Source organism: Massilia brevitalea, from assembly GCF_030711405.1.
In the GTDB taxonomy this organism is placed as follows: domain Bacteria; phylum Pseudomonadota; class Gammaproteobacteria; order Burkholderiales; family Burkholderiaceae_D; genus Telluria; species Telluria brevitalea.
Genome location: NZ_JAULSI010000045.1, coordinates 15,522 through 37,304 on the forward strand (window position 1 = coordinate 15,522; position 21,783 = coordinate 37,304).

16 protein-coding genes, 2 pseudogenes and 1 other annotated feature are annotated in these 21,783 nt (G+C 53.8%); of the genes and pseudogenes, 9 read left to right on the top strand and 9 right to left on the bottom strand.

What is annotated here, in order from left to right:
- The first annotated feature begins 91 nt into the window (after positions 1-91).
- The 3 genes from QWL29_RS22350 (at position 92) to QWL29_RS22360 (ending at position 3,105) form a co-directional block, all read left to right on the top strand.
- Positions 92-1,120 (top strand): CDP-6-deoxy-delta-3,4-glucoseen reductase, encoded by a 1,029-nt coding sequence (locus QWL29_RS22350; protein WP_305825059.1) that lies wholly within the window; start codon positions 92-94, stop codon positions 1,118-1,120.
- A 271-nt stretch (positions 1,121-1,391) separates the two neighbouring features.
- Positions 1,392-2,633, top strand: coding sequence for an MFS transporter (locus tag QWL29_RS22355; protein ID WP_305825060.1), 1,242 nt, complete (start codon positions 1,392-1,394; stop codon positions 2,631-2,633).
- An 85-nt stretch (positions 2,634-2,718) separates the two neighbouring features.
- Positions 2,719-3,105 (top strand): HPF/RaiA family ribosome-associated protein, encoded by a 387-nt coding sequence (locus QWL29_RS22360; protein ID WP_305825061.1) that lies wholly within the window; start codon positions 2,719-2,721, stop codon positions 3,103-3,105.
- 35 nt (positions 3,106-3,140) lie between these two features.
- Here QWL29_RS22360 and QWL29_RS22365 read toward each other — a convergent pair whose 3' ends face one another.
- Positions 3,141-3,956 (bottom strand): helical backbone metal receptor, encoded by an 816-nt coding sequence (locus QWL29_RS22365; protein ID WP_305825062.1) that lies wholly within the window; start codon positions 3,954-3,956, stop codon positions 3,141-3,143.
- A 112-nt stretch (positions 3,957-4,068) separates the two neighbouring features.
- Here QWL29_RS22365 and QWL29_RS22370 point away from each other — a divergent pair, with 112 nt between their 5' ends.
- Positions 4,069-5,034, top strand: coding sequence for a GGDEF domain-containing protein (locus tag QWL29_RS22370; protein ID WP_305825063.1), 966 nt, complete (start codon positions 4,069-4,071; stop codon positions 5,032-5,034).
- An 863-nt stretch (positions 5,035-5,897) separates the two neighbouring features.
- On the opposite strand, the gene QWL29_RS22375 is transcribed toward QWL29_RS22370, so the two are convergent.
- The 5 genes and pseudogenes from QWL29_RS22375 to QWL29_RS22395 all read right to left on the bottom strand — a co-directional run bounded on the left by QWL29_RS22375 (position 5,898) and on the right by QWL29_RS22395 (position 12,205).
- Positions 5,898-6,980 carry a hypothetical protein gene (locus QWL29_RS22375; protein ID WP_305825064.1) on the bottom strand — a complete coding sequence of 361 codons (1,083 nt, stop codon included), beginning with the start codon at positions 6,978-6,980 and terminating at the stop codon, positions 5,898-5,900.
- 205 nt (positions 6,981-7,185) lie between these two features.
- The gene (locus tag QWL29_RS22380) at positions 7,186-7,980 is read right to left on the bottom strand and encodes an HNH endonuclease (RefSeq protein WP_305825065.1); all 795 of its coding nucleotides are present in this window, start codon (positions 7,978-7,980) and stop codon (positions 7,186-7,188) included.
- Between the two features lie 357 nt (positions 7,981-8,337).
- A pseudogene (locus QWL29_RS22385) lies at positions 8,338-9,551 on the bottom strand (IS3 family transposase).
- Positions 9,157-9,273: a sequence feature (AL1L pseudoknot), on the bottom strand. Its footprint overlaps the pseudogene before it by 117 nt.
- A 205-nt stretch (positions 9,552-9,756) precedes the next feature.
- Positions 9,757-9,930: pseudogene (locus tag QWL29_RS22390) on the bottom strand (transposase); the annotation flags it as partial.
- A 130-nt stretch (positions 9,931-10,060) separates the two neighbouring features.
- The gene (locus QWL29_RS22395) at positions 10,061-12,205 is read right to left on the bottom strand and encodes a hypothetical protein (RefSeq protein WP_305825066.1); all 2,145 of its coding nucleotides are present in this window, start codon (positions 12,203-12,205) and stop codon (positions 10,061-10,063) included.
- A 94-nt stretch (positions 12,206-12,299) separates the two neighbouring features.
- Here QWL29_RS22395 and QWL29_RS22400 point away from each other — a divergent pair, with 94 nt between their 5' ends.
- The 4 genes from QWL29_RS22400 to QWL29_RS22415 all read left to right on the top strand — a co-directional run bounded on the left by QWL29_RS22400 (position 12,300) and on the right by QWL29_RS22415 (position 16,525).
- Entirely contained in the window at positions 12,300-12,650 is a 351-nt protein-coding gene (locus tag QWL29_RS22400) for a hypothetical protein (RefSeq protein ID WP_305825067.1), read from the top strand.
- 659 nt (positions 12,651-13,309) lie between these two features.
- On the top strand, positions 13,310-13,906 hold the full coding sequence (locus QWL29_RS22405; protein ID WP_305825068.1) for a hypothetical protein: 597 nt from the start codon (positions 13,310-13,312) through the stop codon (positions 13,904-13,906).
- Positions 13,907-13,949: 43 nt separating this feature from the next.
- Positions 13,950-15,314 (top strand): ATP-binding protein, encoded by a 1,365-nt coding sequence (locus tag QWL29_RS22410; RefSeq protein ID WP_305825069.1) that lies wholly within the window; start codon positions 13,950-13,952, stop codon positions 15,312-15,314.
- Positions 15,315-15,406: 92 nt separating this feature from the next.
- Positions 15,407-16,525, top strand: coding sequence for a YecA family protein (locus QWL29_RS22415; protein WP_305825070.1), 1,119 nt, complete (start codon positions 15,407-15,409; stop codon positions 16,523-16,525).
- A gap of 418 nt (positions 16,526-16,943) precedes the next feature.
- On the opposite strand, the gene QWL29_RS22420 is transcribed toward QWL29_RS22415, so the two are convergent.
- From QWL29_RS22420 to QWL29_RS22430, 3 genes are all read right to left on the bottom strand, one after another.
- Positions 16,944-17,543, bottom strand: a complete 600-nt coding sequence (locus tag QWL29_RS22420) for a hypothetical protein (RefSeq protein WP_305825071.1) — start codon at positions 17,541-17,543, stop codon at positions 16,944-16,946.
- A gap of 111 nt (positions 17,544-17,654) precedes the next feature.
- Positions 17,655-18,194, bottom strand: coding sequence for a hypothetical protein (locus tag QWL29_RS22425; RefSeq protein ID WP_305825072.1), 540 nt, complete (start codon positions 18,192-18,194; stop codon positions 17,655-17,657).
- Between the two features lie 58 nt (positions 18,195-18,252).
- Entirely contained in the window at positions 18,253-18,513 is a 261-nt protein-coding gene (locus QWL29_RS22430; RefSeq protein ID WP_305825073.1) for a hypothetical protein, read from the bottom strand.
- 608 nt (positions 18,514-19,121) lie between these two features.
- Between QWL29_RS22430 and QWL29_RS22435 the strand changes: the two genes are divergently transcribed.
- Positions 19,122-21,557: an AAA family ATPase gene (locus QWL29_RS22435; protein WP_305825074.1), complete on the top strand. Its 2,436-nt coding sequence runs from the start codon at positions 19,122-19,124 to the stop codon at positions 21,555-21,557.
- Positions 21,558-21,783: the final 226 nt, after the last annotated feature.

Below are 21,783 nucleotides of genomic sequence, written 5' to 3' on the forward strand. Positions count from 1 at the left end.
CGGCCTCGCGCCATGAAGGCCCCGTGTAAAATAGCTATCTGTTACAGCGGCACGATCCCGTCCGCTCTTTCCACCCTATTCCATATCACCCATGACGTATCAGATCACTGTCCAGCCCAGCGGCAACCAATTCGCGTGCGAGCCCGACGAAACCGTGCTTGCCGCCGCGATCCGCGCCGGCGTCGGCCTGCCGTATGGCTGCAAGAACGGCGCCTGCGGCTCGTGCAAGGGCAAGGTCGTCGACGGCAGCGTCGCCCACAAGCCGCACCAGGCGCGCGCCCTGAGCGAGCAGGAAAAGCTGCAGGGCATGTCCCTGTTCTGCTGCGCAGTACCAAGTGGCGACGTCACCATCGAGGCGCGCGAAGTCGGCGGCAGCAGCGACTACCCGCTGCGCAAGATGCCGACCCGCGTGCAGAGCATCACCCGTGCCGCGCCCGACGTCGCCATTCTCACCCTGCAGCTGCCAGCCAACGAGGCGCTGGCCTACCGCGCCGGCCAGTACGTCGAATTCCTGCTGAAAGACGGCAAGCGCCGCGCCTACAGCATCGCCAGTGCGCCCTCGCTCGAGCGTCCGCTGGAACTGCACATCCGCCACCTGCCGGGCGGTTTGTTCACCGACCATGTATTCGGCGCCATGAAGGAGCGCGACATCCTGCGCTTCGAGGGCCCGCTCGGCACCTTCTTCCTGCGCGAGGAATCGAACAAGCCGATCGTGCTGCTGGCCTCGGGCACCGGCTTTGCGCCGGTCAAGGCGCTGGTCGAGCACCTGATGCACCTGAAGTCCGAGCGCCCGGTGCGCCTGTACTGGGGCGGACGCCGTCCACAGGATTTGTATATGGACGAACTGTGCCAGGCCTGGACTACCACCCTGCCCGACTTCCAGTACGTGCCGGTGATCTCGGATGCACTGCCGGAGGACAACTGGAGCGGCCGCAGCGGCTACGTGCACGCGGCGGTGATGCAGGACATTCCGGATTTGTCGGGCTGGCAGGTGTACGCCTGCGGCGCGCCGGTGATGGTCGATGCGGCGCGCGAGCAGTACGTGGCGCAATGCGGCTTGCCGGCGGACGAGTTCTTTGCGGATTCGTTCACGACCGAGGCGGATCTGGCGCGCGAATAGGTCGCTAACGTAAATTGACGTAGGGTGGGCCGGGCCGTGAAAGGCGCTCCGTGCCCACGCGTGAAGGCCGAGCATACGCGTCATTTGAAAATGCGTTGGTGTACGGACGATGGGTAGGCACAAACTGCGCCAACATGACGCACATGTCACGCGTGGGCACGGGGCGCCCACCCTACCAGTTCGACGCTGCGGGTCAATCACCGCCCCGCCAGCAGCCCCGTTCCAAATCAGGCACAATGACCGGCTTCTCGCCAGTCATTTGCCACCATCCATGTCTTTGTTGTCGCCAACCGGCGGTCTGGGCGTCCTGCGCAACCGCAACCTCTCCTTTTACCTGTCCGCCCGTTTCCTCGGCACCCTGGCCGTCCAGATGCAAAGCGTCGCCGTCGGCTGGCAGGTATACCAGATCACCGGCAGCCTGTTCGACCTTGGCCTGATCGGCCTGGCCCAGTTTGCGCCCTTCCTGGTGCTGATCCTGTGGGCCGGCCACGTGGCCGACCGCCACGACCGGCGCAAGATCATTGTCGCCTGCATGCTGGTGCAGTTGCTGGTCAGCGGCCTGCTGCTGGCGTTTACCTTCAGCGGCAGCAAGGTGGTGTGGCCGGTGTTTGCGGTATTGGTGCTGTTCGGCAGTGCGCGCGCCTTCATGATGCCGGCCTCGCAGGCGGTGCTGCGCAACCTGGTGCCGGACAAGGATTTCGGCCAGGCCGTGGCCCTGTCGTCGTCGACCTTCCACGTGGCCGTGATCGCCGGCCCGGTGCTGGGCGGCCTGCTGTATGTGTTCGGCCCGGTCTTCGTGTACTCGGTGTCGGCGGCGCTGCTCTTGATTTCCGTGATTTTGATGGCGTCGGCAAACAGCGCTCCGCAGGCGCGCAGCACGGCGCCGGTCAGCTGGCATACGCTGCTGGAAGGCCTGCGTTTTGTGTGGTCGCGCCCGATCGTGCTGGGCGCCATTTCACTCGATTTGTTCGCGGTGCTGTTCGGCGGCGCCACCGCCCTGCTGCCGGCGTATGCCCACGACGTCCTGCATGCCGGCCCCACTGCGCTCGGCTGGCTGCGCACCGCCCCGGGCGCCGGCGCCGCGCTGTGCTCGATCGCCCTCGCCTTCTTTCCGCTGCGCCGTCACGTGGGCGCCTGGATGTTCGGCGGCGTGGCCGTGTTCGGGCTGGCCGTGCTCACGCTCGGTTTCACCGACCGCTTCCCGGTGGCGCTGCTTGCCCTGTTCATCCTCGGCGCCGGCGACATGGTCAGCGTGTACGTGCGTCATTTGCTGGTGCAGTACGAAACGCCGGACGAAATCCGCGGCCGCGTGAGCGCCGTGAACTCGGTCTTCATCGGCGCCTCGAATGAGCTGGGCGAATTCGAATCGGGCATCACCGCCGGCTGGCTCGGCCTGACGCGCGCGATCCTGCTGGGCGGCGCCGCTACCCTGGCCGTGACCGGCTTGTGGGCGGTGCTGTTCCCGGTGCTGTCCAGAATGGACCGCTTCCCGCACCACGAGAAGAAAACCTGATTCGCGCGCTCGGTGCGTAGCCGAACACAGTGATCCATGCAGGATGTGTAAGATTGGCTCCAGCACTTGTGAATAGGGAGCCAAAATGCAAATCAATGTCAACACCGACCACACCATCGAAAAACACCAGGGCCTGGACGAACACGTCGAAAGCGTGATCCAGTCCTCGATCGGCCGCTTCAGCGAGCAGGTCAACCGCGTCGATGTCCACCTGAGCAATGAGAATAGCCAGAAGCAACTGGACGGCGGTAATTACTGCATGATGGAAGCACGCGTCAACGGCTATGCGCCTGTTGTCGTGAAAGAGCACGCCGTCAACCTGCACCAGGCCATCACCAACGCCGGCGGCAAGCTCAAGCGCGCGCTCGACAGCGCCATCGGCCGCCTGAACGACAAGGGCCGCCATGAAACGCCTCCAGTCGAGGACGTCGCCGATATCCTGGCCGACAAGAACCTGACCAGCGGCGTGTAATCCTGCAGCATTGCCGGGCCGGGGCGTTGCCCCGTTCAGCCCGGCACGGTCCCTTCGACCATCGCGCGCACCTCGCGCAGGTAGCGCAGTCCGGGCAAGGCCCGGCTGCCATACCAGGACATCATTTCCCCATCGACCAGGATCACCGGGATGCCAAGCTGCTTCTCGAGCGCGTCCGCGTGCGCCTGCGTAAAGCGGTAGGGTTCGGTCGAGAGCAGCACCGCGTCCAGCGAGTTCACCAAATCATCCGACCAGGCAAAGCGTGGGTAACGTGCTTCGCCCAGCATCGGCACCTGCCAGCCCAGCTCGCCCAGCATGCGCGCGATATAGGTGTCGCTGGAAATACTCATCCACGGATCCTGCCAGATGCAGTACAGCACCTTGCGCGTCGGCCCTGTATCTTGGGCGCGCAGCGCTGCGTACTCGGCCTCGAAAGCCGCGCACCAGGCCTCGGCCTGCTCGCTGGCGCCGAAGATGCCGCCCAGCAGGCGCGCCAGCCCCAGGTTGTCGCGCGGCGCCAGCGGGTGGGTGACCACGATGTGCGGCACGAACTCGGCCAGCGCCTCGACGGTGGGCTTTTCGTTTTCGTCGATGTTTACCACCAGGTGGGTCGGCGCCAGCTTGCGGATCTTCTCGATGTTGACGTCCTTGGTGCCGCCGATCTTCGGGATCGCCTTCACCACGTCCGCCGGATGGATGCAGAAACCGGTGCGGCCGGCCACCTGCCCGGCCAGGCCCAGGTCGCACAGCAGTTCGGTGATCGAAGGGACCAGCGACACGATGCGCGCACCGGGCGCCGGCTGGTGCTGGACGCCGAGGGCGTCGACGAGAGGATGGTCTGGTGGTGTCATGGCCGCTATTGGAACACCGATGTTTCCGAAACACCAGCCGATCCGATGTGCATGATGGTTTATCATGCAACTTATGGTTTACACTGCGCCAGCAACCACGCGGAGAAAAGTCTTGAAACACATCGGTAAGTTTGGCCAGTCGGGGCACAAAGTCGACGACCTGCAATTGTTTCGCGGAGCCGACATGGCTGCCGCGGCACGCGCCATCGCCGAGTGCGACGTGGTGCGGGTCACCGAAGGCGAACCCATCGAAGACACGGTCCGCGCGCGCCTGTACATCGTGCTGACCGGCATGCTCGAAGTCGAGACCGACGGCCACGCCGGCGGCTCGGACGGCAACGTGAACCGCATCCTGCCCGGCGAAAGCGTGGGCGAGCAATCGGTGCTGGACGACGCTGTGAACCTGGACGCCGTGCGCGCGGTGGAAGACACCACCCTGCTGGTGATCGAATCCGAGCTCGCCTGGGAACTCATCGACCACTCGAACGCCGTGGCACGCAACCTGCTGCGCCTGCTGTCCTTCCGCATCCGCGCCACCAATGCCATGCTGCGCAGGCGCCAGAAGCTGGGCGAGTTCTACCGCCAGCTCTCGCTGAACGACACCCTTACCGGCCTGTACAACCGCACCTGGCTGGCCGACATGCTGCCGAAACTGGTGGGCCGCGCGCGTGCCCAGGGCAGCCCGCTGGCCCTGCTCATGGTTGACCTCGACAACTTCAAGAAGTTCAACGACACCCATGGCCACCTGGTCGGCGATGCCGCCCTGTGCGCCGCGGCGAACGTGATCCGCGATGGCCTGCGTCCGTCCGACTTTGCCGTGCGCTATGGCGGCGAAGAACTGATGGCGGTGCTGCCCGACACCAGCGGCGACCTGGCGCACATGGTGGCCGACCGCCTGTGCCAGAAGATGCGCGAAGCCGTGCTGTTCCCCGACATGCGCGTGCCGATGCCGCACCTGACCGCCTGCTTCGGCGTGGCCGTGCTCGACCCGGACACCGACGAAACCGCCCTCATCGAAGCGGCCGATGCCGCCCTGTACCGCGCGAAAGAGGCCGGGCGCAACTGCGTCAGCCGCTAAGCTGCCAGGCCGCTGGGCCACCGGGCCACAAGTCCACGAACGGTTGACGGAACGGGGCATGGCCCTGACAATTCCGTGCCACGCTGGCGGCGCCAAGCCGGCGTTACCCTCTTCCTGGATTTCATGAGCAACCATACCTTCCTCTGGCACTTATCATCGGCTATGCACCTGTAAACAGATCGACACTCGCCCTATAGTGCTGTATTTAAAGGAAAAATTCTTCAACCCGTCTTCCGCTGATCGGGGCAATGTAAACAGAATGAGGAGAATTCCACAGTAATTCGACTTGTTTACACATTTCCGCAAGTCAATTTTTCTCAGCTTTGATATCTTGATTCTTCCGCGCGATCCTATCCGTGACACCTTCTGAAAGTGCTTTGGATTGACATCAACAGCCTGCCAGCGCCTGTCGTAACATCATCTCAAACCTGAACACTGCCTTTCTATGCAGTGCACTTGTGATTACCGTCAGCACTCATCGTACCTGCCAAGCCCCCGTTTTTACTAGCCGTCCGTCTTCGCAGTCGACCGGGATGAAGCTCTCTGAAAGCCTCTTAGAGCAGATTTGTTTCAATGCTTCACCTTCCATTCGGCGCTCCATGTATGCAGCAAATCGTCCGCAGTTTGCTGCAACATCAACCCCTGATTCGCCCGTAAAATCTTCTACGCTCAGGTCTGCGATGATTGATAGTTAAGGCGGTACAGCCCCTTGCTGTTTCCGCAGCGGGAAGCTTCTCACCGACTGCATGCCCTTGTAACGTCTGCTTCCAAGCCTAACGGATGGTACAACGTCGAAAAAAGAGCGACTGTACTGACTACACACCTGGCAGCTTGAAATCGACCTAGAGCCACCAACTTCCAAATTATGACGTTATATCGACACTGATGTCATCGAATGAATACAGCGGTAGCTGATCTGGGAGGACCAACGGGGAGGGTCTATATATCATCTTGCCGTTGATCGTTTCCTGGTAATGAAAGTTACCTATTGGAGAAACAAAGTCCACAAATGCCTCAAGCGAGCTGATCAACTCAGCTATATCTTTTTTCCAATAGGTCTTGATGATTTCTAAAATTTTTGTATGGCCTTGATCTTCGATGTTGGCCATGTAGCCGAAATGTCCCTCAATTAAATTCTGCAAATTTTCAATTGCCGCATGATAATCCTTGATGTAGAAATTGGATTTCGAAAAGTTAAGTATCCATCTCTCAACCGTGCTGCTTCTATTTAAAGTTATTTTTTCTTTTAGAGAGACATCAGCGTGATTTTTTTTGTCGGAAACGCTGATTCCAAACACACAGTGCTGATCTTTCCTCTTGTTTCTTTCAAAATAAGATCTTCTGTATAGTTCTTCACCATGGTTTCCTTCGACCTCACCTACAAATCCAATAGTCTCTTCCCCATTCGAAATTATGACGAAAAGATCAGAATGTCGAAGTGTGTCATTAAGTTGATAATTCCCCATCATCGTGCTTGGGAGCGCGATGCTGCTTTCTGGCATGGCCTTAATTCCATTAGGCAAAAGCATCATCAATCTGGTTTTTCTGTAATTTTGCCTAGCATTAAAAATTTCAGAATCCGTGCCAACCTTAAATATGTTCATTAGGGAGATCCTGAAATCAAAGATTTCGTAATCACCCAACACTTTCTCGCATAACTTTTGAAAGTAAGTGCGTCCAGCCGTCGTCTTTAGAAAATCGACCATTACATATTCAAAGGCATGATTTAAAACCGTGCTCTTCATGTTGTTGAAAAATCTACTCTCCCGAAGTTCACCTCGATATTCCTGTAAACTTCTGCTTTCCCCCCATCTATATTGAAGGTTAATTTGATATCTAATTGTTTTTAAGACTGAACAGTAAAACGCGGCCCAGTAAGAAGCAGTGTCAGTAATTATTTTTTCCACTTGCGGCAACAGAACAGATATTTCTTTCTCAAGTTTCATGTTCGCTTATACAATCCCGTTACAAATTATTGGTGAGCAATTATTTACCGATCCTGCTGCTTTTATGCAAACACACTGCTTATTAAACGTAGATCGAAGAAAGAATCTTGGACTGGCTTTTAGCTTGCACGAAACATTGGACGCAGCCTGCCCCTGCGACCACGAGCCAACTCAAGTCGTTTAACTCGGCGTCATCCACCTAAGCTTACAAACATTTTTTGTTTATTATAAGACAACGTAGCAAACGTATGTTTTTATCACCCACGCTATAGAATACATGTAATCTTTTATAGTCATCGATGCGCGAGACTATCAATTTCACACCTGCTATCTCCGCATGCTCTTCTTTCCCTTTTGTTAAATGGTATTCGAACTCTTTCCAAGGCATATGGATTGCCCGCAGATCGTCAATTGCAACGGACGTAAGAAAGACAGGCCTACCTAATGAATTTTCGACATTAGTAGAATCAGCCGAGGGCGACTCATAATCACTGCTTGACAATTGAGGTGGCCGGTGACTTCTAGGAGGGCGACTTACGCCAAATTCAATGTGACCATTTTCTCGAAATTTTGCAACCAAATCAGAAATTTTCCAGTCGCCAGTTTTCTCCGCCCGAACAGCGTTAATATATGTTTCCTCAAAGCTCAGTTTCGCTTTTTTTGGCTTAATAAGCTTATTTACATTGGGCAGAGTTCTTTCAACCAGTTGAACCAACGATATTAACCGTGGAATTTTATATACTTCTGCTGACTTTTTTCCATTACAGGTGCCACACGAGGGCACTAAATTTTGTAACCCCTGCAAGTCGTAATCCGTAGGGAGACTAACGCTCTTCAGAATTTTTTTTAGCTCAAGTGGTTTCTTCTCTAAGCTTTCTGGAATCAAATGATCAACCTCAAGCTCGGCAAAAGCGATGGGTTCACCGTGCCAAAAACAACGTTTACCATAAGCCTCCCAAAGCGCAGCTCTGACTAAGTCATCAGACGTTAATTTACTCATAATTTTTCTTAAATATTTATCTGTAAATATAATAGAAGACAGCCTGGCGTTAGTGAAATTTAGAAATTTGATAAATACGGAAGAATATAAGGACTAGGTAGTTAGTCTAAGTATAGGTGCTGCTGGCCGATGGTGAACGGTCGCAATTATCAATTGTACGAGCTTGTTGCACTTGAAACAAGAAATATGTCCTGAGGTAGCCATCGCGTATTTGCTTGACGAGTCGCGCGCCAACGTGGAATTGGCGACATGCATTGCCATGAACCACCGTTGCATCACGTTCAAGGGACCATATGTGAAGAAGTTAGTATCTGATTCTGAACCGCCCCGGCTTTCGTGGAGGCCGGTTAGTGTGAGTCAGGCCGAGATGGCTTGACTGCTCAGTTGCTCATAATAGTTTGCCTCAGCTTCGGCCGGCGGTATATAGCCGAGCGGTTCCAGCAAGCGATAAACCAGGATACCCATTCCAGCGTGGCCAGTTCGACGGCTTCACGCGTTTTCCAGGGGCCGCGACGGTGGATCAGCTCGGCCTTGTAGAGCCCGTTGTTGGTCTCGGCCAAGCCGTTGTCGAAACTGTCGCCCTTGCTGCCCACAGACGGCTCGATGCCGGCTTCTGCTAGGCGTTCGCTGTACTTTATCGACACATATTGCGAGCCCCTGTCACTATGGTGGATCAGCTCGTTTCGTTCGGGCTGACGGGCGTACAGCGCCTGCTCCAGGGCATCGAGCACGAAGTCGGTCCGCATCGAGCTGCTGACGCGCCAGCCGACGATGCACCGGGCGAAGACGTCGATGACGAAAGCTACGTACGCGAAACCTGACACGTCGAGACATTGGTGAAGTCGATGACCCACAGCTGGTTTGGCCGCTGCGCCTTGAGCTGGCGGTTAACCCGTCGAGCGGACACGGCGCCTTCGTATCGGCAACCGTAGTGCGCATGACCTTGCCACGTATGACACCACGCAGGCCAGCCTTGCGCACCAAGCGCTCCACCGTGCAGCGGGCCACGTCCGTTCCCTCACGCCGAAGTTGGCACCACACTTTGTCGGCACCGTAGACCTGCAGGTTTGCTTGCCAGACCCGCTCAATGTCGACGCTCAGCACCTCATCGCGCTGGACCTGGGCACACCGCAATGTCGGGTTGCGTTGCTGCGCTGCATAACGCCAGTACCCCGACGGCGCGACCTGCATCACCTTGCAGATCGGCTCGATACCGTAGGCATGGCGGTACTGGTCGATAAATGCCCTCACGGCTTGAAGTGGCGGCCGAGCTCCGCCTGGGCGAAAAAAGCACTCGCCAGACGCAGGATCTCGTTGGCCTTGCGCAGCTCGCTTACTTCTCGCTCGAGCGCCTTGATGCGCTCCTCTTCGGCGGTAGTCGGCCCTGGGCGCTGGCCTGAATCACGTTCCTGCTGGCGTACCCAGCGGCGAAGCGTTTCAGGGATGCAGCCGATCTTGGCTGCGATGGATTCGATCGCCGCCCACTGCGAGCTGTACTCGCTGACAGCTTCGCTGACCATGCGCACAGCGCGCTCGATGACTTCGGGGGAATACTTGGGTTGCTTCTTCATGGCTCCATTCTCTCAAACAATGGAGCCTCTACAAAAATCCGGGGCGGTTTACACCTCTTCGCATTATCGGCGCTTCGAGCTGATCCCAGTAGCTGATGATCAGCATGCGGACCATCNGGCTCCATTCTCTCAAACAATGGAGCCTCTACAAAAATCCGGGGCGGTTTACACCTCTTCGCATTATCGGCGCTTCGAGCTGATCCCAGTAGCTGATGATCAGCATGCGGACCATCAGCTCGGGATCGATCGACGGCTGGCCGGTGTGACTGTAAGAGTCGGCCAGATGCTGACGAAAATCGCTGAGGTCGAGATAACGGTCCACCGCTCTCAACAGATGGTTCTCGGGAACGTATTCGTCAAGACTGACCGACTCGAACACCTCTCGTTTCGTTGCTTAGCGTCCCATCATCGCAACTTACATTTTCGTGCCCTAGTAGACAGGGGCACGCTACCGAGATCGCGAATTCAGGCGGAGCTTTTTCAACACAATAGACCGAATGCGGGCTCCCTTACGGCTGCCACTCACCAGGCCTAGCCGGGCTGAGCGGTCCCCGGTAGCTGCAGCCCCAAGGGTCACCCGTAGGGTCGTAGGTCGAACAGAAGAATGAGGGTGTATCGGTAGTCTGCCTCCCTTGACTGTCCACTCCGTTAACCCGCGTTGGAGGCAGGCATTTTGGAAAGGCAGATGGGCGCTGACTGGATATCCAATTGCCGCGCTCCCTGTAGATCCCCGTTGGCCCGACCGATTCGTACAGGAAGGTGCCGTCGATCCGCGTACCTGCGACACGAGTGATGGTGAACGTAATTTTTCCAGGAACCACCGCAGCCCACGGGGGATTCGACGCGAAATCCAGCGTGAAACTGCTGCCTACTGTCGGTGCGATTGGAGCGGTTCCACCGACGCAGCCGTTTTCCAGTTCTTCCCTGACGTTGAGGCTTTCGCCTCCGAGACGGAACGAGAAGCCGCGCACTGGAGTCAGAGCAAAAGTGTTTGGGTTTTGGCCTTCGAACGTCCTGGTTTCGAGTTGCCCGGTATAGAAAGCACCGTTGGCTGGCACTGGTGGTGGCGCGGCATCGACAATCAGTACCGCCGATGGTGTCGTTGCCCATGACGGATGGCTGACCGAAACAGTTGTCTGGCCGCCACCCCTGGCCGTGAAAGCGGTGCCCCCGCTACCGAGCAGAAAACTCGCTGGCAGATTGAACTCGGCCACGGCGCTGTCTGCCGACCGTGGCTCCATGCCCGATCGCGGGAGGACGATGGGCTCCCCCGAAGGCCCCCTGACGAAGAACACTGCCGTACCGCCTACCTCCACGCGCGCTGCAGTCGGGTTCAAAACAGGGTCGACCACGTCGACCCGCACCGTTGCCCTGACGTCGACTCCCTTATCTTCAACGACGATATCGACCGTTCCCTTCTTCAGGGAACGGACAAGGCGGTTGGCTTCGTCAATTGCCACATAACCCGCATTCGCAGGTGCTGTGATAGACAGACCGGTGGATGCGGCCGTCAATTTCCCATTTCGGTCGAATGCTCGTATCGCCAATACCGATTCAGCGCCTGGCGCCATCGCTATAGGATCCATTTCGAACCTTGTCGCGCAGTTGACCAGAGTGAAGCCGAACGCTCTTCCAGGCGTTTCACACACACCTACGGTCACTTTCGGCGTATTGGAGTAGCGAGTAAGTGCGGCATATTTTCCGGCTAGTCCGATGAAGTTGGTAAAAAGCTCGCCTGGGATGTTGGTAACGACTTCGACAAGTTTCTCGGTCAGCACTGAGGGCGTTTCAATTTTTATTTGCAGGCAGGTACTCGCGAGGCCAACACCCGCGTCTTTTACTAGTGCGATCAAATAGTTTCTCAAGCTTTCCATCGAGCCCGAGCGGTAGATCGCTTCAATCTCGTCGGGCTGATAGGTAGCATTGACGAACTCCTGCACGCACTTGTCCTCAACCAAAGGATCTGCGGCCATCATGGAGAGCGCCAACTTCACAGTGTCGACGATCATGGCCTTCGTATTTGTGCGGCGCGATGCCTCATCCTGGAACACGCTCAAGTCGAAAGCCTTGCCCTGATTGTTCGTCAGCGTCTTGGTTTCAAGTCCCGACAGAAAATCGATTAACGTTCCCTCGTGGCCGGCACCGTTCAAACCGGCCAGCGTCAGGGCGCTTTGTATGGAGGCCGCAGGCAACTCGACCACTTCGGGATCTGGCGAGGTATTTGCGCTCCAAGCCAACGGCAGCGTGTTGCGAACAACTACACCGCCGTCAACAATCTGGACACCGACTCTACTGGTGCCAACGATAACGTAAGGGGGTTGGAGGTCAGAGGCTCGGTTGCTCGATATTGCGAGCAACCTGGTTCCGCTGGGACCTGGGGCCGGTGCCGTTGCGCTGGCCGGGACAAGCAGTGCCATGGCCTGCGCGATTACGTCCATGGCAAGCGGGGTCGCCGCTTTGGAGGTCAACGGAGGCCGGCCTTGCTCGATCTCGCGGGCTACCACTGCCACTAATGGTGCAAATTGATCAGCGCTGCGAATCGCGCTGTTCAGTTCCTCTACTGTCTTTCCGGTCGGTACCGTGCCCATCAGCACGCGAACTAGCGCATGGGCGGTCGTCTGCGCGTCCAGGACGGTCAACGATGCGGTCGTCATGCCCGCCAAGCGGACGTTCTGTTCGCCGTCAAGCGCTAGAACAAGGGTATCTCCGTTCCTATTTGACGGGATCGTAAGCGGATCCCCAGCGCGCGTGCTTGCTAACGCCGAGGCATACGCGGTAACCGAAACACTTACCGCCTCCGGCACCGTAGCAGCCACCGTAACCGTAGTGTTGATTAAGGGAATCGTCGCTGAGGTGACCTGGGGACTGGCAGGCCCGACCGATGGAACTGGAGGGGGGAGCACGGCCGGCGCATCCGATCCATTGCTGCAGGAGCAAAGAAAAATTACGCTGTTCAACGAAAAAAAACCGGTGCGCAGCGCTTCGTACCAAGTAACTCCAAAGTTTCGCATTATGCCCTCCCGCCTTGCTACTGGGTTGACGATTTCACCCGACAACGATTTCACGCGCGCAAATTCAATTCCTGACGTAATAGCCTGAGTTCAGGTTCAGCATAAGCCTGAAACCGTACAGCCGATTCTTTAAATTTTCTTTTGTTGTTTATGTGCGGACTTTCCCATTTTTAAATTGCGAAACAAAAGCACAAAGGCTGGTATGGCAGCTCGCGCATTCTTGCTATGGTAGAAGAACTTTTAGTTGAGCTCTTGTCCGGATCCAGACCTGCCCCTGACCGCTGCAAAAAGAAGCTGGTACTCGCGAGTGACCCTCCCAATTTTGTTGGATGGTTATTGATCTGCACCTTTCGCTCGGCTGGCTACTTCTTGGACTACCTAATTCCTTCTACGAGATGAGTAAGCTCCTTGAGCCCTAAACTGAACAATAAGGGCTTGGCGTTAAAGATGCTGAACTCCAAGGAGTGCGATGGAGTCGTTAGCGGACGTCAAGTTCGTCCGAAGCGCGAACTCCAAATTTTTCAACCTGGCAACAATTCGAGTAAACTGGACGCTTCATGGCCAACTGCTTCCGGCGAAAAAGGCCCCTGCGTCAAGACTTCGTTCGTTGTGCTCAGAAGTTGCCGTAAATCACACACTGTACGAATATACAGGTATAATGGGCCGAGACGATACGCGGTTGAGTCAACCTCTCCTGTTACTTAGTTCGGCCTCAAAATTCAAATTTTTTCGATTCGAAAGGAAATTATGCCGTTTGATAAATTGATGCGCGATACGATTACCATTGTCAAACGCAATGATGGTGCAAGATTTGAGGGAATAAAAGCAGCGGTGCAAAGTGAAGAGATATCGATCATGCAATCCAAGCCATTTATTGAGCCGAACGATCTAATTTTGCGTTCAATGTCCAATGGCGGTGAAGAAACATTTGTCGTCATCGATCCAGGATTCCATGAAGGACTGGGGCCCATACCTGCAGGCTACCGAGTTAGGGTCAGGAAGTTGGGAGTGCCAGAGGCACAAAGCGCTGTGCAGTCAATCACATATAACGTCACTGGCAGCAATGCTCGCATAAATAACCATTCGATTGATAACTCGACTAATTTAGTACAGGACAATAGTGGCGAGGTCGCACGATTGCTTGCTAATCTGCGTAACGCAATGAATACAGCTCCACTGCCTCCTGCGGATCGAGATGAGGCTTTAGAGATTATTGATGGTGTAGAGTCACAGTTTACTGGTGAAAAGCCGAAGCGTTCCGTAGTCAGGGCAATGCTAAATGCGCTGCCTGACGTCGCGACAGTCGCCACCACGATTGGGGCGTTGGTGTCGTTAGCAGGTTAAAATCAGTTTGAGTTCGCCCAATCAACAGTGAAAGTTTTTAAGAATGGCTATTGAAGGCTATACGGAAGATGAATTCGGGACCAAGCTAGGTATCCTCCTGTCTCCATCCCGACCGATTCATGATCTGGAACATCTTAAAGGCCGCAGTAAGGAATTAGACACTATAAAGAAGAGCCTATATGCGCCGGGGCGTCATGTCTTCATCTATGGTGACCGAGGTGTTGGAAAGAGTTCACTGGGCCAGACAGCGGCGACCCAATATCAAACTGCTGGAACGTTGCCGATATTTGCGTCAGGCTCGCCTAATGATACGTTTAATACCATTGTTGGAAACATCATAAGTCAAGCCATTGGGCAACGTCGTACTGAGGAGGTACAGCGGTTTGAACATCAATCCGTCGAGGTGAACGGAATGAAGTTCACGGAAGGTAATGCAGCTACAGGGATTGATATCGCAGCCGCAATTCGGTCTGTCGGAGATGCCGTAGAGCTCCTAAGCCAAATTGCCAGTCCTTCAGATAAGCGCTCCGTTGTAGTTGATGAATTTGACACGATCGCTGACCCTATTGAACGAAACAAATTTGCTGCATTACTCAAACAGATGGGTGACCGTTCAATAAAACTCAAATTTATTTTCACTGGTATTGGGCGATCTCTCGACGAGCTTCTAGGCGCCCACCAGTCAGCCTATCGTCAACTTGAAACAGTCGAGCTACCACGCCTCGGCTGGGATGCGCGTCGGGAGATTGTACGCTCAGCCGTTGAGTCTTTTGGGATAGGTCTGAATGACGATGTCAACTGGCGTATTGCGATGGTAAGTGATGGGTATCCTTATTATATTCATTTAGTGACAGAGAAAATCCTTTGGGCCGCCTATTCTGCGGACGCCCGCGTTGAAGAAATTGGTTGGGATCTTTTCAATCAAGGCCTCGCGGACGCTATCGTCTCCACGACTGCGGAACTAAAACGTCCCTATGAAAGCGCGGTATTGCACCGCCCCCAGGAATTCGAAGACATTGCTTGGGCGACCGCAGACCATGATGATCTACTCAGATCAACGAATGACATGTACGAGTCGTACAAAGTGATTGTTGGCAAACGCCGAGACGGGCGTGCCGCAATTGATCGGGCTAGATTCACCACACAGCTGCGGAAACTAAAAACACTACCATATGGTGCGGTCCTTCAGCAAGAAGACGGGCGACCTGGCTGGTATTCATACCGGGAAAAGATGCTGCGGGGCTTTGCTAGGATGCAAGCTCAAGCCAATGGGGTCGAGTTGACTGGAGAGCGCGCGGCTCCACGACAGCAGATGCATATGGGGAACGTTCGGATCGGGTATCACGGCCCCTCCATACCGGTGGGTGTGCGATCAGGTAAGACCATATCCGAATGGGAAGAGAAATAGAAGCAACAGTTTGACCAGAGATATAAGAAAATGCACGCAATCGAAAAAACATGCGATTGAGAACAAGTGCGGCACATGAACGGTGATCTAAAATGATTAAAGCAAAGGCTGGTAGAAATGATCCGTGCTGGTGCGGCTCAGGAAAAAAACATAAACGTTGTCATCTCAACCGAGAAAAGGCAGCGCCATTTACACGCGCGGATCTTGAAGCGCACCGGAAACAAATCGGCGCGATAGCAAAATGTCTAGCCAAAGATCTAGACGATGCTCAATGCTCGCCAAGGATTGTAAGCGCCCATACTATATCGAAGAGTGGATCGTTAAAGCAGATCGCTGAAGATGGTCACGTCATGGGCACGAAAGTAACATTAAGCGCGCTTATCGAAAATTCTGGAAAAATTACCTTGAGCAAGGTTGGGATCAATAAGGCCTCCACATTCACTGGTTTTTGCGCACGCCACGATAAGCAGCTATTTGCCCCAGTTGAAGATCATCCAGTGACCCTGAGTGATCAGCAGCTGTTTCTCCTAGCTTACAGGTCGATTTCTCGCGAACTCTTTTTGAAAGAGGCAAACGTTAGAACCGCTGAACTTATGCGACAAGCCGACCAGGGAATGGAAGAAGCGATGCAGTTTATGGTTCAGCAAACTGCTACTGGGTTTGCTGCAGGCGTCGACCTTGCACTAAGAGAGCTAAATTTCATAAAGACGAAAATGGACGAGATATTGAAGAGCTCGGCATTTGCGGATATGCATCACTATGTAGTTGAGCTTTCGAGTATTCCATTTGTACTTGTAAGCGCCTCCACGCAGCCAGAATTCGATTTCAACGGCGCTCGTTTGCAAAGCTTCGGTCGGGCCGACATCCCGATGAGTCATATTATTTTCAATTGCATAAGTTATGATAACGCCGGATGCTTCGTGTTCTCTTGGATCAAAGAGCACCACGAAATCTGTCGAAAATTTATTGATAGCCTTGCTGATCTTGAGAAGACTGAGCTCGCTAACGCCCTTGTAAGATTCTCATATTCGTTTGCTGAAAATACTTGGGCGTCGCCTGTGTGGTGGAGATCGCGGGACGATTCGGTTAAAAAGGATATATCCGATCGGCTGCAACACGGGACGCCACTAAGCCCGCATCGCCCTAGTTGCCTTATGACAAACGGAATTAATTTTGGCGCTCTGCAAGTTGAGAGCGCCGGGTATCGATGAAATGTGCCCAGCGTCTTTTCAATCTGATTATTTGAAATGAGTTAGCTACGCGGCGCGCCTTGCCTATATTTCTTCGGTGACGCATAGTGCTGTTCACGGTAAAGTATTTCCCCTGCCTCCTGACGCTCATCGCCATCGATCTTCCGAGGCATTGCCTTGCGGCGACCCTGCGAGCGCGACCGAATACCATAAGATCAACGATCATTGCCCCTGCTAGCGGGCCAGCGCCGTCCGGGGAGAACACCTAGGGGGAGCCCGGAACGGCCCGGAAAATCAGGCTGTATGCATCACGTTTTTATCGATCATCCTCGCCTGTTTCTTGAGTGCCCGAGAGGCAGTAGAGCATGTCCTTGGTTAGACTATTGAAAGTCAACATTTGAAACGCGATCCCATCTGAATACTTACGATACATCAGATATCAAGTACGCGACAGATCATTACCTTCACATTGCATCTGCTCAGTGATCACTTTTTCCGCGCATGTTATGTTATGGCCTTCCGCAACGCTCACGTATGCCAATAAAAGGCAAAATGGGCCAACAAATAAGAAATAATTAATTGGCTTTAGGTCGTGCAGCGTCCCCGCCCAGATTAACGGCGAAATTGCAGCCACAAACGAGATCATGTAGAAAATAAAATAAGCTATCTTTCGCGCCATCCGAGATGATTTCGAATAATATTTTCTTTTAAAGCGAAATTTCGACCCTTCCCCAATACTAACACGTTCTATATAAGCCCTTCCATCAACAAAATCTCGTACAAGTTGGGGGCACTGTTTGATTGCCAGAATCGACTTAATCTCGCTCGCTGATACTATCCGACTTCTTGCTAGAGCCTGGAACCCTTTTTCTTGCGCAAATGGTGACAAATCGTCTTGCGCGAGACGAACAAAGAACTTATCAGCGAACTCGGCCTCTTCTCGTAGGCTCTTATTTCTTCCGGAAAATATCTCAGGCAACTCCTTGAAGAGCTTCCAAACAGCCGCTCCGACCGCAATGACGATTGCTTCAATTGGCATATGCTTGATTAGCGAAAGTTTAAAAAAAATTTCAAATTCCGAAGATTTTCACGATGGTTTAAAAGCGAAATCAAATTTTCCTAGGTTGCCCCAAATAGTTTTTCCAAAACTTTACCCGGCTGACCAGATTTTAATCGTCATGTAACTCCCAAACGGACCGAAGAGCTCAAGATGACGATCATGGCACCAAGACCGTCGAATTTTTTCCAACATAAGCGAGCCCGTCTTTGATGGAGGCCTTCCCTGTCGTTGAGCAAGGGCTGCGCCTATCATGCAACGAACGGTATTCATGCGAATGACCGAGAAAACCATTTCATTAGCAGCATTGCGATCCTTCGCGAACTGCAGCACAGTCTCGCCAAAAGCCCAGGTATACTTGATAATATCCGGCTCGACGGGATGAACATCAAATTCACTTAAATAGGCAAAGATGAAATCGTTAAGATGCTTCAACTGGTAATAGCTACTGTTTGGGTTGTCCAGTGCGTTACTTAAAGCGATGACTTCGGTCTCGACCAAATCAAAAACGGAAAAATGAGCTACAGTGATGATCTCTTGAATTTTTAAATAACGGGCAACGTTATCTAGCCCTTCTGGGTCAAGAAAAGTTTCAACAATTGAGGGCAGAGCAGCTTGAAGTTTCGATTTCATCAGGGCGAAAATAAAAAAGCATGGCCAACGCCATGCTTTCTTTTAGGAAGAAAAGAGGTTAAATCGCTAAAGCGTTTCTAGAGTATTGAATCAAATATTCCGAGTTTTTTTCAATTTCCTCTAAAATTTCCCTCGTGGAATTCGTGCCTCCGGTACCCGACACCGCTCTTTGAGCAGCACTAAACCGTTCAGACATAGCTTCTGCAAGACTATCGCTAGCAAAGCGAGAAGCAAGTTCTTTTACTCTCGCGATTTTTTCCATTTTGTTCGTTTCAGCCATATTTTCCTCGCTTTGTAGGGTGCCGCGCAGGAACTTCATCAATAAGCGTATTGTACGCCAAAATGTCGCGCGCTGCCCGAGACAAGGATGTGGGAGCGCCAAAAAGTTGCAGAATATCAACTCAAACTGCCCGTGATGAGCGCTCTAAGCGCTGGCACAACCTCTCAGCAGCCGTCCGCCGCTACGTTGCAGGATCAATCGATGCGAGTGCGAGCGGCACTAGTACCGAGACATCCGATCTGGATTTAGCGTACACCGTACGCTCTACCTGACGATGTCCACCACATGCACCGTCTAACTATACGGCATTGCCAGATTTACCGAAGAAGCAGTCTGATCGTTGTGCTGTAAGGAAAAGTGATCAGCCAGTTGCAATTTTGCAAATTTTTAATTAATCTTTCATTAAGGAATGGTCAGAGTGATCTAGGTCAAGCTAAGGAATGACGATGCAAATACTTCAGAAAATAGCAGCCTGGGCAGCAGGACAACCTGCATGGATAGATGATGCGGTTCGGCGACTGGTCTCTGGAGCTCTCTCGCAAGCTGACTTGCGTGAGCTGGCAGACCTAGCGAAGTCCGAGCATGGACTACCTAATCCGCTTGGTCGGACTGCGACACGACTTGACCCAGCAACGCTTCCGGCTACGTTGAATGACGGCGTTGATGTCAGCCTCTTTGCATTCCGCAATCCAGAGAATTTAAACGCGATCGCCACCAATCAAGCGCTGACATTCCATCCTAAAGGGTTAACAATTGTGTATGGCCACAATGGGGCCGGAAAGTCCGGGTACGCCCGTGCTCTCAAAAAAGCGTGTCGTGCACGTAGTGTGGAGAACATCTTGCCAGACGTGTACAGCGATGCGAAGGAAGCAAGGGCCGCAAGCGCGAATTTTGAGTGGAACGAGGGGGACAAGCTCATCTCACATACGTGGGCTGCACACGCAGTCCCTCCCCAACGACTTTCTCAAATATCCGTATTCGATTCGCACTGCGCCCGTATCTTTGTTGACGATCAGGCCAAGGTTCTCTTCGTCCCTGATGGGATGGACGTGATCCATGGTCTTTCGGATGCGCTAGGTCACATCCAACGCTTAGTTGAAGCGGACAGGAAGACAAATCATTTTGATCACACTCAGCTAGACGTTCTCGCTGGCACCACAGCGGTAGGGACGGCTCACTCGAAGCTGGGCCGCAAGAGCGACCCAGAAACATTCAAAAAGCTCGCTGAGCTGTCTGCAGAGGAAGAGGTCGAGCGGAACGGACTAAGTCAGCTTCTACGCGATGAAGATCCCGCCAAGCTTGCGGCAGCGATTCGCCGTAACGTAGCGCGACTTCGTACGTTACGTGCTGAGCTTTCCGCACTCGAAGCGCCTCTAGTGAACGAAGCTCTCAATACGCTTTCTACTGCCTTCAGTTCAATGACTGCCGCTGAAGCTGCCTCGAAGATAGCAGCTGAAATGCTTCAGGCTGGGGGATGCCATGTGCACGGGACTGGCTCCGAACCATGGGAATATCTACTTCGAAGCGCGACAAAATTCGCTACCGAAGTGGCCTATCCAGGGCAACCATTTCCAGGACCGGACGACGCTCACTGCGTCCTATGCCAGCAACCCCTTGTCGAAAATGCATCGCGCAGGTTGAAATCATTCGTTAAGTTCTTAGACGCCGACGCCCAGAAAAAGGCGGGCGAGGCTCGAGACACCACAAAGTCCCTGTACCGGGCGGTTACCTCCCTAGATTTTGAAAGTTTCCCGTCAGATAGGGTACTGCTTGAGGAAATGCACGAACATGAGTCTGCGCTCCTAGGAGCCATTCATGCGTATACCGTCGCACTGGCTGCACGCCGCGCTAGCGTCATGTCAACGGCTGCAAATCGCAAAGTAGATCCACAAGAGGCGTTGCCGCCCTCTCCGCTCCTCCCACTCGATGAAATTATTGAGAAGCAGCTTGCTGAAGCAATCAAGTTGGAAACCGTGCTTACACCTGAGGAACGCGAACGCAAGCATAAAGAGCTTCTAGAGTTTGAAGCACGGCTTAAGCTGGCGCAGTTACTTCCAAAGGTGTTTGACGCCATCGAATGGCATAAGTGCGATCATGCGTATGGAGATGCGATAAAGGGATGCAGCACACGGTCAGTTACTGCGATCGCGACAGCACTCTACGAAGCGCATGTAACTGAAGAACTGCGCGCGGCCTTCGTGCAAGAGTTAGCAAATCTCGGTCTCAGCAAACTTGAAGTCGGGCTTGAGATGACCGGACAAAAAGGCGCGCGAATGCAGCAGCTTAAGCTCCAGACCATGCCACAGTACGCGCGCGCCAAGACTTCAGACATCCTGAGCGAGGGAGAGCAACGAGTCATCGCGATGGCGTTGTTCTTGGCAGAAGTCAGGATTGAACCTGGTAAGTCCGGTCTGATTTTCGACGATCCAGTTTCGTCATTAGATCATGTGCGCCGTGAGCGAATCGCGAAAAGGCTCGTAACGGAGGCAAAAAGCCGGCAGATTATCGTCTTTACCCATGATTTGGCCTTCGCCTGGGCATTAAAAGATTTTGCCGAAAAATACGCTGTTACCACGATGAGCCGACACATTTTCGCTGCAGGCTCAAGGAAAGGGTTCTGTGGTGATGGTCTGCCTTTCGAAGCAAAGACGCTTGGCGCACGTGTCACCGATCTTCGCGAGCAGGCAAAGCGCGCGAAAAAAGTGCTGGAAGAACAAGGGAGCTATGAGGGCTACAATGACATAGTTCGAAACGGGTATCGACGGATGAGAGATACCTGGGAGCTCTTGATCGAAGATCATCTCTTCGCAGGAGCGGTCAAGCGGTTCAAGAGATCCATTGAGACAATGAAGCTTCGTTATGTATCTGTTAGCGATGAGGAAGCGAGCGCTGTCTACAACGGCATGACCAGGTGCTCGCACTTTACTCATGAGGGAGGAGCCGAGGCTCCCCCTGCGCTACCTTCTCCCGACGAATTTTCTGCTGACGTGGAAGAGCTCGCAGCAGCTCTCAAGCTGATTGAGGACAACAGGAAGCTGACGGAGAAACGTCGCCAAGGCCAAGGATTAGCTGCTGCCGCCTGACTACTATACAGAGCTGCAATCCACATCGACTAATCCAGGTTCACGTAATTAAGCTCGACGCCATTAAGAGCGCCTAACAAAACCCTTTGTTTGTGCTAGCGGCAACACCGTACACTGAGCCATTCTAAACTTCTGCTTTCGGCCTATTGTGCTGAAAAAGTCGGCAAGCAACTTTCTTGGCCTGTTTTCGGAGGGTTCAACAGTCCAACCGGCTGGCGTTCGTTAA

Excerpts from the sequence above, each read along its gene's own strand:
- QWL29_RS22415 (WP_305825070.1), top strand. The coding sequence starts at position 15,407 with ATGATTAAAGCAAAGGCTGGTAGAAATGATCCGTGCTGGTGCGGCTCA.
- QWL29_RS22420 (WP_305825071.1), bottom strand. The coding sequence starts at position 17,543 with ATGCCAATTGAAGCAATCGTCATTGCGGTCGGAGCGGCTGTTTGGAAG.
- QWL29_RS22430 (WP_305825073.1), bottom strand. The coding sequence starts at position 18,513 with ATGAAGTTCCTGCGCGGCACCCTACAAAGCGAGGAAAATATGGCTGAA.
- QWL29_RS22405 (WP_305825068.1), top strand. The coding sequence starts at position 13,310 with ATGCCGTTTGATAAATTGATGCGCGATACGATTACCATTGTCAAACGC.
- QWL29_RS22350 (WP_305825059.1), top strand. The coding sequence starts at position 92 with ATGACGTATCAGATCACTGTCCAGCCCAGCGGCAACCAATTCGCGTGC.
- QWL29_RS22395 (WP_305825066.1), bottom strand. The coding sequence starts at position 12,205 with ATGACGACCGCATCGTTGACCGTCCTGGACGCGCAGACGACCGCCCAT.
- QWL29_RS22380 (WP_305825065.1), bottom strand. The coding sequence starts at position 7,980 with ATGAGTAAATTAACGTCTGATGACTTAGTCAGAGCTGCGCTTTGGGAG.
- QWL29_RS22365 (WP_305825062.1), bottom strand. The coding sequence starts at position 3,956 with ATGACACCACCAGACCATCCTCTCGTCGACGCCCTCGGCGTCCAGCAC.
- QWL29_RS22375 (WP_305825064.1), bottom strand. The coding sequence starts at position 6,980 with ATGAAACTTGAGAAAGAAATATCTGTTCTGTTGCCGCAAGTGGAAAAA.
- QWL29_RS22410 (WP_305825069.1), top strand. The coding sequence starts at position 13,950 with ATGGCTATTGAAGGCTATACGGAAGATGAATTCGGGACCAAGCTAGGT.
- QWL29_RS22360 (WP_305825061.1), top strand. The coding sequence starts at position 2,719 with ATGCAAATCAATGTCAACACCGACCACACCATCGAAAAACACCAGGGC.
- QWL29_RS22355 (WP_305825060.1), top strand. The coding sequence starts at position 1,392 with ATGTCTTTGTTGTCGCCAACCGGCGGTCTGGGCGTCCTGCGCAACCGC.
- QWL29_RS22425 (WP_305825072.1), bottom strand. The coding sequence starts at position 18,194 with ATGAAATCGAAACTTCAAGCTGCTCTGCCCTCAATTGTTGAAACTTTT.